The sequence below is a fragment of the Morganella psychrotolerans genome, assembly GCF_001676155.1.
GTDB lineage: Bacteria > Pseudomonadota > Gammaproteobacteria > Enterobacterales > Enterobacteriaceae > Morganella > Morganella psychrotolerans.
Window position 1 is genome coordinate 162,549 of sequence record NZ_LZEW01000012.1, and the last position, 17,146, is coordinate 179,694.

General features: G+C 50.3%; 12 protein-coding genes. 4 read left to right on the forward strand and 8 right to left on the reverse strand.

Annotated features, from left to right (window positions below; all coding sequences use genetic code 11):
- Positions 1-186: 186 nt before the first annotated feature.
- Positions 187-1,086, forward strand: a complete 900-nt coding sequence (locus tag AYY16_RS11155; protein ID WP_235846284.1) for a hypothetical protein — start codon at positions 187-189, stop codon at positions 1,084-1,086.
- A 49-nt stretch (positions 1,087-1,135) separates the two neighbouring features.
- Here the strand turns inward: AYY16_RS11155 and AYY16_RS11160 are convergent, their stop codons facing one another.
- A complete protein-coding gene (locus AYY16_RS11160; protein WP_067366278.1) occupies positions 1,136-2,620 on the reverse strand; it encodes an aldehyde dehydrogenase family protein in 1,485 nt (494 codons plus the stop codon).
- Positions 2,621-3,162: 542 nt separating this feature from the next.
- Between AYY16_RS11160 and AYY16_RS11170 the strand changes: the two genes are divergently transcribed.
- Positions 3,163-3,621 (forward strand): hypothetical protein, encoded by a 459-nt coding sequence (locus AYY16_RS11170; RefSeq protein ID WP_150384893.1) that lies wholly within the window; start codon positions 3,163-3,165, stop codon positions 3,619-3,621.
- A gap of 81 nt (positions 3,622-3,702) precedes the next feature.
- On the opposite strand, the gene AYY16_RS11175 is transcribed toward AYY16_RS11170, so the two are convergent.
- Together AYY16_RS11175 and AYY16_RS11180 are read right to left on the reverse strand one after the other, a co-directional pair.
- Positions 3,703-4,338: a LysE family translocator gene (locus AYY16_RS11175; RefSeq protein WP_067366288.1), complete on the reverse strand. Its 636-nt coding sequence runs from the start codon at positions 4,336-4,338 to the stop codon at positions 3,703-3,705.
- A gap of 62 nt (positions 4,339-4,400) precedes the next feature.
- A complete protein-coding gene (locus tag AYY16_RS11180) occupies positions 4,401-5,033 on the reverse strand; it encodes an alanyl-tRNA editing protein (protein ID WP_067367249.1) in 633 nt (210 codons plus the stop codon).
- A 100-nt stretch (positions 5,034-5,133) separates the two neighbouring features.
- Between AYY16_RS11180 and AYY16_RS11185 the strand changes: the two genes are divergently transcribed.
- Positions 5,134-6,051, forward strand: a complete 918-nt coding sequence (locus AYY16_RS11185) for a LysR family transcriptional regulator (RefSeq protein WP_067366291.1) — start codon at positions 5,134-5,136, stop codon at positions 6,049-6,051.
- Positions 6,052-7,054: 1,003 nt separating this feature from the next.
- Here AYY16_RS11185 and narI read toward each other — a convergent pair.
- Genes narI through AYY16_RS11210 form a run of 5 tightly spaced genes read right to left on the reverse strand, consistent with a single transcriptional unit; the run spans position 7,055 to position 15,219 of the window.
- Positions 7,055-7,732 carry a respiratory nitrate reductase subunit gamma gene (gene narI / locus AYY16_RS11190; protein ID WP_067366294.1) on the reverse strand — a complete coding sequence of 226 codons (678 nt, stop codon included), beginning with the start codon at positions 7,730-7,732 and terminating at the stop codon, positions 7,055-7,057.
- Positions 7,729-8,463, reverse strand: a complete 735-nt coding sequence (gene narJ / locus AYY16_RS11195) for a nitrate reductase molybdenum cofactor assembly chaperone (protein ID WP_067366297.1) — start codon at positions 8,461-8,463, stop codon at positions 7,729-7,731. Before narJ ends, narI begins: the two co-directional genes overlap by 4 nt.
- A complete protein-coding gene (gene narH, locus AYY16_RS11200) occupies positions 8,460-10,016 on the reverse strand; it encodes a nitrate reductase subunit beta (protein WP_067366300.1) in 1,557 nt (518 codons plus the stop codon). The genes narJ and narH overlap by 4 nt, the downstream gene beginning before the upstream one ends.
- Positions 10,013-13,777 carry a nitrate reductase subunit alpha gene (locus AYY16_RS11205; RefSeq protein WP_067366303.1) on the reverse strand — a complete coding sequence of 1,255 codons (3,765 nt, stop codon included), beginning with the start codon at positions 13,775-13,777 and terminating at the stop codon, positions 10,013-10,015. Before AYY16_RS11205 ends, narH begins: the two co-directional genes overlap by 4 nt.
- Before the next feature lie 56 nt (positions 13,778-13,833).
- Entirely contained in the window at positions 13,834-15,219 is a 1,386-nt protein-coding gene (locus AYY16_RS11210) for a NarK family nitrate/nitrite MFS transporter (RefSeq protein WP_067366306.1), read from the reverse strand.
- A 301-nt stretch (positions 15,220-15,520) separates the two neighbouring features.
- Here AYY16_RS11210 and AYY16_RS11215 point away from each other — a divergent pair, with 301 nt between their 5' ends.
- Complete coding sequence (locus AYY16_RS11215; RefSeq protein ID WP_235846285.1) at positions 15,521-17,110, forward strand: histidine kinase; 1,590 nt, start codon at positions 15,521-15,523, stop codon at positions 17,108-17,110.
- The last annotated feature ends 36 nt before the right edge of the window (positions 17,111-17,146 follow it).

A 17,146-nucleotide genomic window follows, 5' to 3' on the forward strand; every position in this document is an offset into this window, starting at 1 on the left:
GTGTTATGAAGATAAGGATTATTCCGGTCAGTATTTGGAATTTTTTGCGTTATGATCACGCGGGGAATTATGTAATAAGTGAAATGAAAGGAAACTGCATGAAAAGGGGCATTTTTTTTATCTGTTGCGATTGCACTGCTGGCGGGTTGTAAAGAAGCACCGCCACCGGCACCGGATGGATATTATGTGATTGATAATATTACCGTCACATATGATAACACCGCAGATAATGAAAGCTCAGCCGGGGACCCGGAGCAAAATGTAAAATCCGCTATCCGCGAAACGATGGTGGGTCTGAAAGAGACAACCTATTTTTATTTTGAACCGGCGAAAGTTACTGTCGATAACAGCGGCAGCCGGTTTGACAGTGATATCAGCGGCAATACGTTCGATCTTAATAATATACAAACCACATGGGCTACGCCGGACGGCGGGCAGACCGTGTATCTGACCACTGAGAAAGAAGGTGCGTGCGGTTTTTTCAACTGTACCCTCAATATGACGCTGTCCAAAGCCGATCATACTTCAGAGAAACTGGCCGGACTGAAAGCGGTGTCTGATGCCAGAGCATCCGCCTATGAAGCGTATCTGGATACCCAGCGGCTTTATTATAAGCAGGCGGGCTTCCCGGATGTGCCCGGTGATGCCGTCAGAATGACAGAAAACATCACAATTACGCTGCCGGAAATGATGGCGCTGAGCCTGAAAAAACAGGAAACGGACTCTTATGTCCGCGATATAGGCGGTATACAGATTGATCGCGACGATCAAAATGTGGAAATCTACCGCTTTACTGATCCTGTCAGCGGAGCCGAAGGTATTATTCATCTGGTCAAAATCCCGAAATACCGGTTTCGTTTTGATGAATGGCTGAAAAAACAAAAAGGTGTGGTTCATCAGGAAGAGAACGGGGCGATTTATTACAATCGCTGGGGTAAGCCTGAAAGTACGTATTTCAGGTATGATCTGAAAGAACGGCGCTATGTGATTGTTGTAGCGGAAACGCCGGACCCGGAAACAATGCATCGCCTGTACAGTATTGCGCGATCTATCGGTAAAAATCCGGAAATAACAGATAAAAAGTAACGAACAGACAGAAAACGCCCGGTAACAGTCTGTGTCACCGGGCGGTTTATTATGACTCTTTGGTACTGATATAGATATTTTTCACTTCTGTGTAAGCATCCAGCATCATTTTATGGGTTTCGCGCCCCAGACCGGAATTTTTATAGCCGCCAAAAGGGGCATGTGCCGGTAACTCATGATAAGTATTCACCCACATACGACCGGTTCTCACCGCTTTTGCCACGCGTAATGCGCGGTTGATATCCTGTGTCCAGACTGCACCGCCCAGCCCGTATTCAGAGTCATTCGCCATTGCGATGACTTCATCTTCATTACTGAACGGGATAACAACCAGCACCGGTCCGAAGATTTCTTCGCGGGCAACGCGCATCTGATTAGTGACATTGGTAATGATTGTCGGCTTCATAAAGAAACCGGCATCCAGCCCGTCACGGGTCAGGCGTTCGCCGCCGGTCAGAACAGTGGCACCCTCTTTTTTCGCCAGTTCAACATAGCCGAGGATGGTGTCCAGTTGTCCCTGACTGACCTGGCTGCCCATCTGTGTCTCTTTCGCCATCGGGTCGCCGACATTGACTGACTCAAAGCGGGCTTTCAGTTTTTTCAGAAATTCGTCATGGATATCTTTATGCAGGAACAGACGCGAGCCGGATTCACATGCCTGACCCTGGTTCATCAGAATAGCAATCGCGGCATATTTTACCGCTTTTTCCATATTGGCATCCGGGAACACGATATTGGCAGATTTCCCGCCCAGCTCCAGGGTTGCCGGGATCAGTTTTTTCGCGGCAGCTTCTGCCACGGTATAGCCGACGCTGGTGGAGCCGGTGAACGCGACTTTATCCACATCCGGATGGTCGAGAATAGCCTGACCCACGACCGAGCCGCGTCCGGTAACAATATTGACAACACCGGCAGGCAGAACATCATTCATGATGCGCCCCAGTTCCAGCAGTGTGATGGGTGTCAGACTGGCGGGGTTTATCACCACGGTGTCACCCGCTGCAATCACCGGTGCCAGTTTCCATGCTGCCATCAGCAGCGGGAAGTTCCAGGGGATAATCTGACCGATAACGCCCAGCGGCTCGCGGATCACCAGACTCAGTGTGTTTTCATCCAGCACATCGGCCTGATCTGAATGGGCGCGGATAGCCCCCGCAAAGTAGCGGAAATGGTCAATCGCGGCAGGCAGGTCAATCGAAATGGCTTCGTTGTAGGGCTTGCCGTTATCAAGGGATTCCAGAGTGGCGAAGCGCTCTTTCTCTGCTTCCAGGCGGTCGGCAATTTTCAGTAACAGTTGCTGGCGTTCAGCGGGGGAGGTGTGACGCCAGGTTTCAAATGCTTTTTTGGCACCGGCGACCGCGGTATTCACATCTTCCGCAGTACCGGCGGGGTAATCGGCTAACAGCTCGCCGGTGGCCGGGTTAAATGTCTGGCTTTTGGCGTGATCACTGCTTTCAGTCCAGCGACCGTTAATCAGCATTTTGTAGGATGGCTGCGGGCGTAATGCGTGTTCTATATCTTTCAACTTAATCATTATCTTCTCCGTTCTATCCGGGTGACGGATGAGTGCCGGGATGGCCTCATCGGTACAACAAGGCACAAATTCACAGAAAATTCACAGAAATATAGCTGACAAGTATTTTATTAACGTCCCGGAACATTACCATATCAAACTATTAACGTGGTGATTAATTGGTTACTAAATACAAACGGCAGCATTAATTACCAAATTTATTGGTTACTACATTCTCCTGCAAGATTCAGTCTGGAATGAACCGGAGATTTTTGAGTAGAAAGAGACACAAGCGAAGGGAGATAAGGTCATTTACGGATGTTTATATTTTTATTTTCTGTCTGTAATATAAGCGTTTCAGTGCGTTACATATTATCAGGCGGGGGTTTTCAGCCGGCAGTATTGTCATGCCGTGTTCTGCAAACGATGCTGATATAAATAAAGCACTCAACGGATAAAAAAAACAAACAGGATGAAACATGTCATTGATTAGAAATAGTTTAATTGCACTATCATGCATATTTATTGTTTCCTGTAGTATGCTTTCTTCGCCTATGGATGGGGTGAATGACCAGAAAGTTGAAAACGCGACAATTGCAGAAACGATTAAAACGAAGGATTTATACGGTGCCTGGGCGATATCTGATGAAGATCCTGTGGATTTTCTTTATCTGGCTGTTTTTCTCCCGAATCATTCAGGGTTAAATTATCTCTCAATTGATGAAAAAGACGGAAAACCAGAGTCGGAATACAGTGAATATTACACCTGGGAATTTAATGAGAAAGATAAAATCTTCACAATGAATTCGTTTAAACGCACATCTGTTATAAACGGAAAAGCGCCGAAAATTGAAGAGTTGAATGAGAAAACGCATTACAACACGCAATTGTATATGCTCGGGAATGAAATCTTAGCAATCAGACTGACCAGACCCGGCGAAAAATACACATTTTTAAAAATGGATAACGCAACCTATCAGAACCTGGTCAGAGATAACCCGGATATTCCCCGTTTAAAATAATATTGCGGTGATACTACTGTTTTCAGCGGCAGGGGAGAAACCCTATCCCCTGCCCGGCGTTAATTCACACCATCAATACTCTCACACCATCAATAAGAGCCGTCCGGCAAACAGCAGCAGCACCACACCGATGATATTATCAAACAGTTTACTGTGTGCGAGGAAGCGTTCGCGGATCCGCTGATGGGAAAAAAGCAGGGAAACCAGCATAAACCATGCTGCATTCACGCCACACATCCAGACACCGTAGAACAATTTTACCGATACCGGTGTGGACACACTGACCAACGTGGTGAACATCGCCAGGAAAAACAGCATCGCTTTCGGGTTGGTGGCATTAGTCAGAAACCCCATCCAAAACGCTTTTCCGGCGGTTTGTGCTGATCCGGAATCCGCAGTATCCGGTGTAATTTTTGCACTCGATCCTTTGCTGCGCAGGAACTGGATCCCGAGCCAGATCAGATACGCAGCACCAATGTATTTTGCGACATTCATCAGCCAGGGTGTTGCCTGCATCAGGGCGGTCACACCAATCAGTGTATAAATGACATGTACTGAAATACCTGCACCGATGCCCAGCGCGGTCATCAGTCCGGCTTTGCGTCCGTAGTAAATGCTCTGGCGCAACGTGACGGCAAAATCCGGTCCCGGCGAGACAACAATGAAAAAATGAACGAGCGCAAGCCCCAGAAATTCATTCCAGTTAAACAGATTCATAATGACCTCAATACGGGTATGGACACGGCGGAAATCACTCCGCCGCAGAGAAAACGCTTTTGTCAGGCGATGTCGTATTGAATGGACAGAACGCCTTTTTTGGTCTTTTGTGATTTAAGGATGACAGCGCCGATTTCCCCGAGTGACTGCACATGTGTGCCGCCGCAGGAGTAAGGTTCAAAGTCCGCAAAACGGATTTGAAACAGTCCGTCATCATCCTGATAATGGTGACATTTATGATCCGCGTCGATCAGTTGCTGACAGCGCTGACGCACATCTTCTGAATCAATAATAACCGGCGATCCGACAGGAATATATTGGATCCGTCCTTCATCCGGCCAGTGATGACCTTTGGTTGGTTTCCAGCCGAGAGTTTCCATCACATGAGATAACAGATGCCCGCCGGTATGCAGCCGTGAGTGCAACAGGCGCTTTTGTGCATCCACACAAATCACTGCTTCACCGGCAGGAACAGCGGCATCAGTGTAATGAATGATCCCCTCAGGCATAAAAGCCGTCTGAATAACATTCACATCACCAATCGTCCCGGTGTCGCCCGGTTGCCCGCCGCCCTGTGGGTGAAAGAGGGTTTTATCCAGGGTGACCGCATAACGCCCGTCTTCAGCCGGATGGCAATCCAGCACAGTGACAGTATCTTGTAAGGCCCTGCTGGTCAGATAACATTTTTCGGTCATGATGATGTGCGCCCCGTTATTATTCTGTTTGATTGTTATCCATTGTATTGCAGACTCTGTAATATGATAATACGGCAAAAATGCAAAGGATTTATTCCCTGTGATCACAAGTGAAACCCTCGCATTACTCGAAGAAATGGCAGTGTTTGCCAAGGTGGTTGAAACCGGCAGCTTTTCTGAAGCCGCCCGGCAACTGGGTGCAACCCCTTCTGCTGTCAGCCGCTCGGTTTCCCGTCTTGAGCGCGCGCTCAATACCCGCCTGTTGCAGCGCACAACCCGGAAATTGCGTCTGAATGAAAGTGGTAAAGCGGTTTATCAGCATTGTCAGGCGCTGGTGAATTCGGCGGGGGCGGTGATGAATGCCAGCGGGCAGTTCAGTGAAACGCCCTCGGGGCTGGTGCGTCTGGGTGCGCCGAAAGCTCTGGGGTATTTTATGGTGCATCCGCTTATCAATGAATTCCTTAATGCCAATCCCGGGGTGAATGTCATGTTGCGCCTGGAAGATCGCTATATGGATTTGATTGATGAAGAGATTGATCTTGCTATCCGTATCACGAATGAGCCGCCGCCGGGGCTTATCGGCAAGCGGCTTTTTGCGGTCAGCCATATCCTGTGCGCCACACCGCAATATCTTGCTGAGCACGGCGTGCCATCTCACCCGCAGGAGCTGAAAAACCACAGTTGTTTATTTCTGAGCGAAGAGGCAGCTGATACGCGCTGGCGTTTTCAGCAGGGAAATAAAGTGGTGTCTGTGAATGTACACGGGCGTTATGCGTCTAATCACAGTGGCGTGCGGCTCGATGGTGTGAAATCACATCTTGGTATCGGCGGGCTGCCGGTGTTTACTGCCCGTAAATCACTGGAGAGGGGTGAGGTGGTTCAGGTACTGGCTGACTGGACATTCAAAACACGTTACAGCGGGGATGCCTGGCTGCTTTATCCGCCGTCGCGTTATCAGCCGCCGCATATGATGGTATTTATTGATTATCTGGTACAGAAATTGCGGGAAATTGGGTGAAGTATGAGTCATATAAATATGAATAAGGGTATAAATTGCAGACATAAAAAAAAGCGCCTCAAAGGCGCTTTTTTCGTGAATCTGTCACTCAGAATGCTTTGCTGTATTTAGCAATGATAGCAGCAGCGTGGGTCAGATTTGAGAAGAAAGATTTAATCATTTTCATAATAAACTCCTGCGTTTGAATTAGGTTTAAAGCGTGTGTCGCTTCGATGGAGGTATCTTACCAGCTTTGTGATGGCGGTCAACATTAATTTCAACTATTTTTTAATGATTACAAAATCATTTTAATAACAAAAAAGCAGCGAAAAATAGCAATAATGAGCATCGTAACCGGAGAGAAACAGCGTGTTTCTGCTGGTGTGTTTTTACTGAATTGATTTAGCAGTAGTTTTTTATCCGTGCGGAGATGTTGTAAATGTTGTAAATGTTGAATTTAGGTTGATGGGCAGGTTTTTATCTGAACTGCGGGGATAGTTTACGGCGTCAGCCGGGCTTTCTTCAACTTTTGTTGAAGCCGGATTGCAGGTATAAAAAAAAGCGCCTTAAAGGCGCTTTTTTCGTGAATCTGTAACTCAGAATGCTTTGCTGTATTTAGCAATGATAGCAGCAGCGTGGGTCAGATTTGAGAAGAAAGATTTAATCATTTTCATAATGAACTCCTGCGTTTGAATTAGGTGTAAAGCGTGTGTCGCTTCGATGGAGGTATCTTACCAGTTTTGTGATGCCGGTCAACATTAATTTCAACTATTTTTTTAATGATTACAAAATCATTTTAATAACAAAAAAGCAGCGAAAAATAGCAATTATGAGCATCACAACCGGAGAGAAACAGTGTGTTTCTGCTGATTATTTTTTACTGGATTGATTTAGCAGGAATTTTTTATGTGTGTGGATATGTTGTAAATGTTGAATTTTAGTTGTGAACAAAAAAAGGGTGGCATACGCCACCCGAAACTGTGCATTTAAAGGATGAGACTGTCGTTGTTTTATTGGTGCTGCATTAATGGCGGTTGCGCACTAACTGATAGCGGCGCGTAATATATTCAACAGGTGCACTCCAGATGTGCACCAGACGGCAGAACGGGAACAGAATAAACAAGGTCATTCCGAGCACCAGGTGCATCCGGAAGATAAAGGCAACGCCCTCTAAGTGCGCGGCGGCATCTCCCTGAAACGTCACCACAGCCTGCGCCCAGCCGACCAGTTTCATCATTTCGCTGCCGTCAGTGTGTTGTGCGGAGAACGGAATGGTCGCCAGTCCCAGGATCACCTGAATGACCAGCAATGACAGGATAAGAATATCGCCGACAGAGGATGTTGCACGTACGCGCGGGTTGGTCAGACGGCGTTTGAGCAGCAGACCACCGCCAATCAGCGTCATCACACCACAGGTGCCGCCCGCGACCATTGCCAGCATCTGTTTTTGCCCCACAGTAATGAAGGGTTCGTACATCCAGTGCGGTGTCAGCATCCCGACAAAATGGCCGAAGAAGATCCCGATTATCCCGAAATGGAACAGGTTGGATGCCAGATGCATGCCTTTCTTGCTGAGCATCTGGCTGGAACCCGCGCGCCAGCTGTACTGACCATAGTCATAACGCAGCCAGCTGCCGATGATAAAAACTGTCCCTGCAATGTACGGGTAAATATTAAAGAAAAACGTATTGAGGAAATTCATGGATTCACTCCTTTTGCCACAGGGGGAACCGGCGTATCACCCACCTGAATATAATTAGGGGCGACACTCTGTGAAAAACGACGCTGATGCTGTGTCAGCATTGAGTTATCACAGCCTTTATCAGCCAGGAATGTAACCTGCTCTTCTTCCCAGACGGCATCAAGCGCTGCCGGGGTATCATCACGGGCTTCTCCTGCGACCTGACGGTTCAGTGATTCAAGTGTCAGTTCGCTGTCCGCCAGTTCCAGAAGAAGCTTAAACAGTTCATGGTAATGGCTTTCCCGCTGGCGCAGACGCTCACCGAGCAGTGCCAGGATCGGCGCGATATCTTTCAGTCCCTGAATGGCTTTTTCCGGCGGCATCACTGAGAGATATTCCAGATAAACCGGCAGATAGTCCGGCAATTCGCGGCTGCTCAGGGTGATCCCGGCTTCTTCATATTGATCCAGCAGCGAAACCATTGCCTGACCGCGATCGCGTGATTCGCCGTAAACATGCTCAAACAGCAGCAGAGAAGTGGCTCTGCCGCGATCAAACAGTTCACTGTAACGCGCCTGGCTGTCCAGCAGGGATTCTGCGGTCAGTTCACCGGTGAAATACATCAGTGAGGCAGCCTGAGTCAGGCGCAGTTCGTGCGCCTGTTCAATCTCCGTGATCAGCTCATCGCGGTGCGTCCATAACGCGTCATTCGGATAATCCAGCAGGCATCCGATGATTTTCAGTGTGATCATGATGAATGCCTCTCTGAGATTGGCGCATCTTCAGGCGTCTTTTGGGTGATATCGATGGCATCGATACGGCGGCTGTTAAACAGATTAAATTTAGTGTCGCTGCCGTGGCAGCCGTCACCGAAACTGAATCCGCAGCCGTTGCGTTCCGGGAAGGCTTCCCGCGCGAGTTCGCGGTGGCTTGACGGAATAACAAAGCGATCTTCATAGTTGGCGATAGCCAGGTAGCGGTACATCTCCTGCGCCTGGGCTTCGGTCAGTCCGACTTCTTCCAATGCACTGATATCGCGGGTTTTATCCACGGTTTCAGCGCGTTTGTAATGACGCATTGCCAGCATCCGTTTCAGCGCAAGCAGCACCGGCGCGGTATCTCCGGCGGTCAGCAGGTTGGCGAGATACTGCACAGGAATGCGCAGGCTCTCCACATCCGGCAGTACGCCGCTGTGCGGTAACATGCCCGCATCACTGACAGACTGAATAGGTGACAGAGGCGGCACATACCAGACCATCGGTAATGTGCGGTATTCCGGGTGCAGCGGCAGGGCAAGTTTCCATTCCATCGCCATTTTATAGACCGGCGATTTCTGTGCTGCATCAATCACACTCAGCGGAATACCATCGGCCTGCGCCTGGCGGATCACGTCCGGGTCATTCGGGTCGAGGAAAATCCCGAGCTGGCGCTCATACAGATCTTTTTCGTTATCCGCACTTGCTGCTTCTTCAATCCTGTCAGCATCATAGAGCAGCACGCCGAGGTAACGGATACGCCCGACACAGGTTTCCGAACAGACTGTCGGCTGACCGGCTTCAATGCGCGGGTAGCAGAAAATACATTTTTCCGATTTTCCGCTCTTCCAGTTGAAGTAGATTTTTTTGTACGGACAGCCGGTCAGGCACATACGCCAGCCACGGCACTTGTCCTGGTCGATAAGCACTATTCCGTCTTCGGCGCGTTTATAAATCGCACCGCTCGGGCAGGTCGCGACACAGGCAGGATTCAGACAGTGTTCACACAGACGTGGCAGATACATCATAAAGGTCTGCTCGAACTGGCCGTACATCTCTTTTTGCATGTTATCGAAGTTTTTGTCCGCACTGCGGCGGCTGAATTCACCGCCTAAATCATCTTCCCAGTTCGGACCGTTTTCGATTTTTGTCATGCGCTGGCCTGTTATCAGGGAGCGCGGACGTGCGGTCGGCAGATTGCCTTCCGGTGCATTTTTCAGATGATCATAGTCATAAGTGAATGGCTCGTAATAGTCATCCAGTTCAGGCTGATTAGGGTTGGCAAAGATTTTCGCCAGTACGCCGACTTTGCCGCCCATGCGGGGAACCAGCTTGCCACGGATATTTTTTACCCAGCCGCCTTTCCATTTGTCCTGATCTTCCCAGTTGTGGGGATAGCCCAGACCGGGTTTGGTTTCGACGTTATTAAACCACGCGTATTCAACCCCTTCGCGGCTTGACCAGACGTTTTTACAGGTGACAGAGCAGGTATGGCAACCGATACATTTATCCAGGTTCAATACCATGCCGACTTGGGAACGGATTTTCATTTCGCTTTCTCCTGCCCGCTCAGGGTCTGTTGGTAGCCATCTTGCTCACCGTCGAGCCAGTCCACGTTTTTCATTTTGCGCACGACAACAAATTCGTCGCGGTTGGAGCCGACAGTGCCGTAATAGTTAAAGCTGTACGCGAGATGACCATAGCCGCCGATCATATGCGTCGGTTTCGGGCAGACACGTGTGACGGAGTTATGGATCCCGCCGCGCATACCGGTGACTTCAGAGCCGGGCAGGTTAATCTGACGCTCCTGGGCGTGGTACATAAAGATCATGCCGTCAGGAATGCGCTGGCTGACAATCGCGCGGGCCGTCAGTGCGCCGTTGCTGTTGAAGGCTTCCACCCAGTCGTTATCTTCAATTCCCAGAGAGCGGGCATCTTCTTCACTCAGCCACACCACAGGACCGCCGCGACCAAGTGTCAGCATCAGCTGGTTATCACTGTAAGTCGAGTGAATGCCCCATTTCTGGTGCGGTGTCAGGAAGTTAAGTGCTTTCTCCGGATGACCGTTTGGTTTCGCACCCAGCAATGGCTGTGCTGCGCGGGTATCAACCGGCGGACGATACACCACCAGTGATTCTCCGAAAGCACGCATCCATTCATGATCCTGATACAACTGCTGGCGTCCGCTCAGGGTGCGCCACGGGATCATTTCATGGACGTTGGTGTAACAGGCGTTATAGGAAACGTGTTCATCTTCCAGACCGGACCAGATAGGGCTGGAGATAATTTTACGCGGCTGCGCCACGATATCGCGGAAGCGGATTTTTTCATCTTCTTTATGGATGGCAAGATGAGTATGGTCGCGCCCGGTGATTTTACCCAGTGCGTCCCAGGCTTTCACGGCAACGTGCCCGTTGGTTTCCGGTGCCAGGGTGAGAACCACTTCAGCGGCATCAATCGCGGTTTCAATTGCCGGACGACCGTCTGCCACACCGTCGGTACGGGTACGGTTTAATTTTTTAAGGAAATCAATCTCTTCCTGCGTATTCCAGTTTATGCCTTTCCCGCCGTTGCCGAGCTTATCCAGCAGGGGACCGAGAGAGGTAAAACGGGCGTAGGTATTCGGATAATCACGCTCGACAGCAATCAGGTGCGGCGCGGTTTTACCCGGGATCAGGTCACATTCGCCTTTCTTCCAGTCTTTCACATCAAACGGCTGTGCCATTTCGGCGGCGGAGTCATGCTGAATCGGCAGGGTGACAATATCTGTCTCTTTACCCAGGTGTCCCGGACAGAGTTCAGAGAAAGATTTGGCGATCCCTTTATAGATTTCCCAGTCGGTTTTGGACTCCCAGGCAGGATCAACAGCGGCTGTCAGCGGATGAATAAACGGATGCATATCGGAGGTATTCAGATCGTCTTTTTCATACCAGGTCGCCGTCGGTAACACGATATCGGAGAACAGACAGGTACTGGACATGCGGAAATCGAGTGTGACCACCAGATCCACTTTGCCCTGTGGAGCATCGTCCACCCATTCCGCTTCTTCCGGTTTGACGCTGCCCTGCTGACCGAGATCTTTACCCAGAATGCCGTTTTCAGTTCCGAGCAGGTATTTCAGCAGATACTCATGCCCTTTACCGGCGGAGCCGAGCAGGTTGGAGCGCCAGATAAACAGGTTGCGCGGGAAGTTCTGCGGATTGTCCGGCTGTTCAGCGGCAAAGCGGATGCTGCCGTTTTTCAGACTGTCGACAGTGTATGCCAGCGGATCTTGTCCGGCGTCTTTTGCACGCGCGGCAATCTCCAGAGGATTGACGTTCAGCTGCGGTGCCGACGGCAGCCAGCCCATGCGCTCAGCGCGGATATTGAGATCCAGCAGACTGCCGCTGAAGCGGGATTTGTCTGCCAGCGGGGACAGCAGTTCCTGCGGCTGAACAGTTTCATAGCGCCACTGGCTTGAGTGATTGTAGAAAAATGAGGTACTGTTCATATGACGCGGCGGACGTGACCAGTCCAGACCAAATGCCAGCGGCAGCCAGCCGGTCTGCGGGCGCAGTTTTTCCTGACCCACATAGTGGGACCAGCCGCCGCCGCTCTGACCGACACAACCACAGAACACCAGCATATTGATGATGCCGCGGTAGGTCATATCCATGTGATACCAGTGGTTGATCCCGGCACCGACAATCACCATTGAGCGACCGTGTGTTTTCTCTGCGTTATCCGCAAACTCGCGGGCAATACGGATGATGTTGTGCTGGCTGACACCGGTTACTTTCTCTGCCCATGCCGGGGTATAGGCTTTGATTTCACTGTAATCAGTGGCGCAGTTTACATCACTCAGACCGCGGTCGATGCCGTAGTTGGCAAGGGTTAAATCAAAAATACTGGCAACGCGGGCTTCACTGCCGTCCGCCAGGCGGATAATTTTCACCGGCAGTTTGTGTATCAGCACTTCATCCAGTGCCACGCCTTCAAAGAATTCACTTTCGATGCCGCCAAAATACGGGAACGCGACATCCGCGATATCATCGTGTTTTTCCAGCAGGCTCAGCTGCATGGTGATTTCATCACCCGTTTTAGCGTCACGCGGCTCCAGGTTCCATTTGCGGGATTTATCCCAGCGGAAGCCGATAGAGCCCTGCGGTGCCACCAGTTGCTGGCTGGTTTCATCAATTGCGATAGTTTTCCATTCGGCATTCTCTTTCTCGTCGAGGGAATCAACCAGGTCTGAAGCCCGTAACATGCGGCCCGGAACATAACCGCCTTCTGCGCGCGGATCTAACATCACCAGCATTGGTAAGTCAGTGTAGGTGCGGATGTAATTCGTGAAGTATTCGGTCTGACGTTTTGCGTGGAACTCGTTGAGGATCACATGCCCCATTGCCAGTGCCATGGCACTGTCTGTCCCTTGTTTCGGGTTCAGCCACTGGTCACACAGTTTGGCAATTTCAGCATAGTCAGGGGTGATCGCGACCGTTTTGGTGCCTTTATAGCGGACTTCAGTGAAGAAGTGCGCATCCGGCGTTCTGGTCTGCGGAACGTTAGAGCCCCAGGCGATAAGGTAAGATGAGTTATACCAGTCTGCGGATTCAGGAACGTCAGTCTGCTCACCCCAGGTCTGCGGAGACGCGGGCGGTAAGTCGCAATACCAGTCGTAGAAACTCAGACAGGCACCGCCGATAAGCGACAGATAACGCGCACCTGATGCATAGGAAACCATCGACATAGCAGGGATCGGCGAGAAGCCGATAATCCGGTCAGGACCAAATTGCTTAGCGGTTGTAATATTTGCCGCCGCAATCATTTCATTCACTTCCTGCCAGTCGGAACGGACAAATCCACCGCGTCCGCGCGCCTGTTTGTAGCTTTTTGCTTTGCTTTCATCATTAATGATAGATGCCCATGCATCCACCGGATCTGCATGTTCTGCTTTGGCTTCGCGCCACAGTTTGATCAGGCGCTTGCGCACCATCGGGTATTTCACGCGGTTGGCGCTGTAGAGATACCAGGAGTAGCTCGCCCCACGCGGACAGCCGCGCGGCTCATGATCCGGCAGGTCAGGACGGGTGCGCGGATAGTCAGTCTGCTGCGTTTCCCACGTCACCAGCCCGTTTTTCACATAAATCTTCCAGCTGCATGAACCGGTACAGTTCACGCCGTGGGTGGAACGGACAATTTTGTCATGCTGCCAGCGGCTGCGGTAACTGTCTTCCCAGTCGCGGTTAACATTCAGTTCTTGTCCGTGGTCGCCGGAGAAGGTTTCCCCGCGCTGCTTAAAATAACGGAATCTGTCTAAAAACTTGCTCATTCGGTGTTCCCCCGATAAGCGCCGGGCGCTCACATTGCTCTGATAATTAGAATGGGTTATTTATTTTTACGGCCATAAACCAGCCATGTGATCAGAATGCAGACCACATAAAAGACAACAAACACTTTCATGGCACCCGCCGGAGACCCTGTCAGGTTCAGCGAGATGCCGAAGGCATTCGGAATAAAAAATCCGCCGATAGCCCCGATTGAGGAGATAAAACCGAGTGCGGCGGCACTTTCTGTCACTGCTTCGCGCTGGGCTTCTTTCTCTGTTCCGCCTTGCGCCAGGACGCGCTCTGTGGTGATTTTGCGGAACACCACAGCGATCATCTGGAAGGTGGAGCCGCTGCCCAGACCGGCGGTGAAAAACAGCACCATAAAGACGCCGAAGAACGCGGCAAAAGAGCCGGCGTCATTTGCGCCCGGCAGGGTGAAGAACAGCAGGAAGGTGAATGTCGCCATCGCGATAAAGTTGATAAAGGTCACGCGGATGCCGCCGAATTTATCGGACAGGAAACCGCCGAGCGGACGCGCCAGCGCACCCAGCAACGGACCGAAAAAGGCAAATTTCAGAATAACGATATCCGGGAACTGGGTTTTGGACAGCATGGCAAACCCGGCAGAAAACCCGATAAACGAACCAAATGTGGAGAGGTAAAGAAAGCTCAGTATCCACAAATGTTTGCGTTTCAGAACCGGCAACTGCTCGCTCAGTGAGGCTTTGTTAGCGGAGAGGTCATTCATGCCCGACCAGGCTGCAACAGTAAACAGCAGCAGGAACGGCACCCAGATCCACGCCGCATTTTGCAGCCAGAGAACCGAACCGTCCGGCTGAGTAACCCCATTACCGCCGATAAAACTGAAGACACCGAAAGTGACAATAAAAGGTGCGGTTAACTGCATCACACTGACGCCGAGATTACCCAGACCGCCATTGATGCCCAGCGCGCCGCCCTGTTTGGCTTTCGGGAAGAAGAAGCTGATGTTCCCCATACTGGAGGCAAAATTTGCCCCGGCAAAGCCGCACAACAGCGCAATAATCACAAATATGCTATATGGCGTTGACGGGTTCTGCACAGCAAAACCGAGCCATACACAAGGTACTATCAGGATAAGGGTACTGAATGCCGTCCAGCGGCGACCGCCGAAAACAGGAATAACAAAGGAGTAAGGAACGCGTAACAGTGCGCCGGAAACAGAAGGCAGCGCCGTCAGCATAAAGAGTTGATCAGTGGTAAAATTAAAGCCGACTTTCGGGAGATTGACGGCAACGGCGCTGAACAACATCCACACACAGAATGCCAGTAACAGGCAGGGAACGGAGATCCACAGATTGCGTGACGCAACTGCGTGACCGCTTTCTGCCCAGAATTTTTCATCTTCCGGACGCCAGTCAGTAATGACGCCCGCCGGAGCCTTGCCTTTGGATGTCTGAGCCATAACACACCTCAAAATTATGCTGAAATTAAAGGCGTTTTTACGTGCATTACTGATAGCGGATACTGATCTTAATCAAAGGGTGAACCGATTGATTTTTAAGCGTAAAACCGTCATTCTACTTTAGGGGTAATGCATTTTTCATTGTAATAACATATAAAATCAATGATTTAATATCGACACAAACAGTGTGGTTTATGAATGCTGATACCTCAAGGTTTTAAGGGTTACTACTTTAGTATTAGGTATTTTTTCGGAATAATCGGGGAAAATACGCAGATCTATTCACAGGAGTGTCAGCCGCATGCTGAAACACACATCAATTCTTACTCAAATCACCGGCTGCATGGTGTTGCTGACTGTCTTTGCCGTGATCGGTATGGGGCTGACGAATCAGATAACAGAAAGTGTGCAGGGAAATGCCCATGCGATTAATAAATCCGGCACATTACGGATGCAGAGCTACCGTTTCCTGTCTGAAATTCCTCTGACGGCACAATCGAAGGGCTATCTGGATGATTTTGAAGCTGATTTAACTGTTCTTTCCGGAATGAAAGCCGTCGGCGCGGCAACTATTCATAAACAATTCCTGACGATTGAACAAATCTGGCGGCAAAAACTGCGCCCGGCGTTGGAAGCGGCGGGACAGCCGGATGAAGCGCGGGCACAGGTAGCTGAATTTGTGAAAAAAATTGACGGACTGGTTTCTGCGATTGACCAGCAGACAGAATCGACCATCCGGCTGGTGGCGGCGATACAGCTGGTCTTTATCGTACTGATGGTTATGCTGCTTTTGCTGTCTGTCCGCCACTTCCGCCGCCGGATTCTGCATCCGTGGCGGCGTCTTATGGCACAAGCTGATGCGATGGGGCAGGGTAATTTTGAGCTGCGCTTTTCTGATTATGACCACCGTGATGAAATCACGATGATCGGCAAGGCACTGAACCGCACCGCCGGAGAGCTCTCCGCTCTTTACAGCGAGCTGGAAGAGCGGGTAGCGGCAAAAACACAGGATTTACAGCAGAGAAATCAGACGCTGGCGTTTTTATATAATGCCAGCCAGCGCCTGAACCAGACGGCTGATCTCACCGCACAACTTACTGATATTTTGCAGGCACTGCACCAGCTTGTACCGGGTGGTTCGCTGTGTCTGCGGATTTTTGAGGATAATAATCCCGCACGTTATACCGACATTGGTGATGGCGGGCATATTCCGGTGCAGGCTCAGGAGCAACTGACGTGGAACCTGAGCGGGCCGATTAACCGTTACGGGGTATTGACGCTGTTATTACCGGCAGGGCAGGCACTGGACAGCGAGCAGCAAAATATGATGCAGATGCTGAGCAAACAGATCATTTCCGCATTTGCACTGGCGTATCAGCATGAACAGCAGCAACAGTTGATCCTGATGGATGAACGTTCTGTTATTGCCCGCGAACTTCACGATTCTATTGCGCAGTCATTATCCTGCCTGAAAATTCAGATAAGCTATTTACAGATGCATTCGGCGCAGATCCCTGAAAATTGTCAGACGTTACTGACCGAAATGCGCCAGGAAGTGAATGGTGCGTATCATCAGTTGCGTGAGTTACTGACCACATTCCGCCTGAAACTGACGGAACCCGGGTTATATGCGGCATTACAGACGACACTGGAAGAATTTAATCAGCGCACAGGGTTCAGTATCGGATTTGATTTTCAGCTCTCCGGGCGGCAGGTATCCGCACATCAGACTATTCATGTGGTGCAGATCGTCCGCGAGGCATTAAGTAATATTCTTCAGCATTCAAACGCGTCCCGGGCGCAGGTGCAGTGCTGGTCTGACGCACAGATGATTTATATCCGCGTGGAGGATAACGGGGAAGGTATCCCGGAAAATCCGGAAAAAAAATAATCATTACGGGTTATCTATTATGCGTGAACGGGCGGC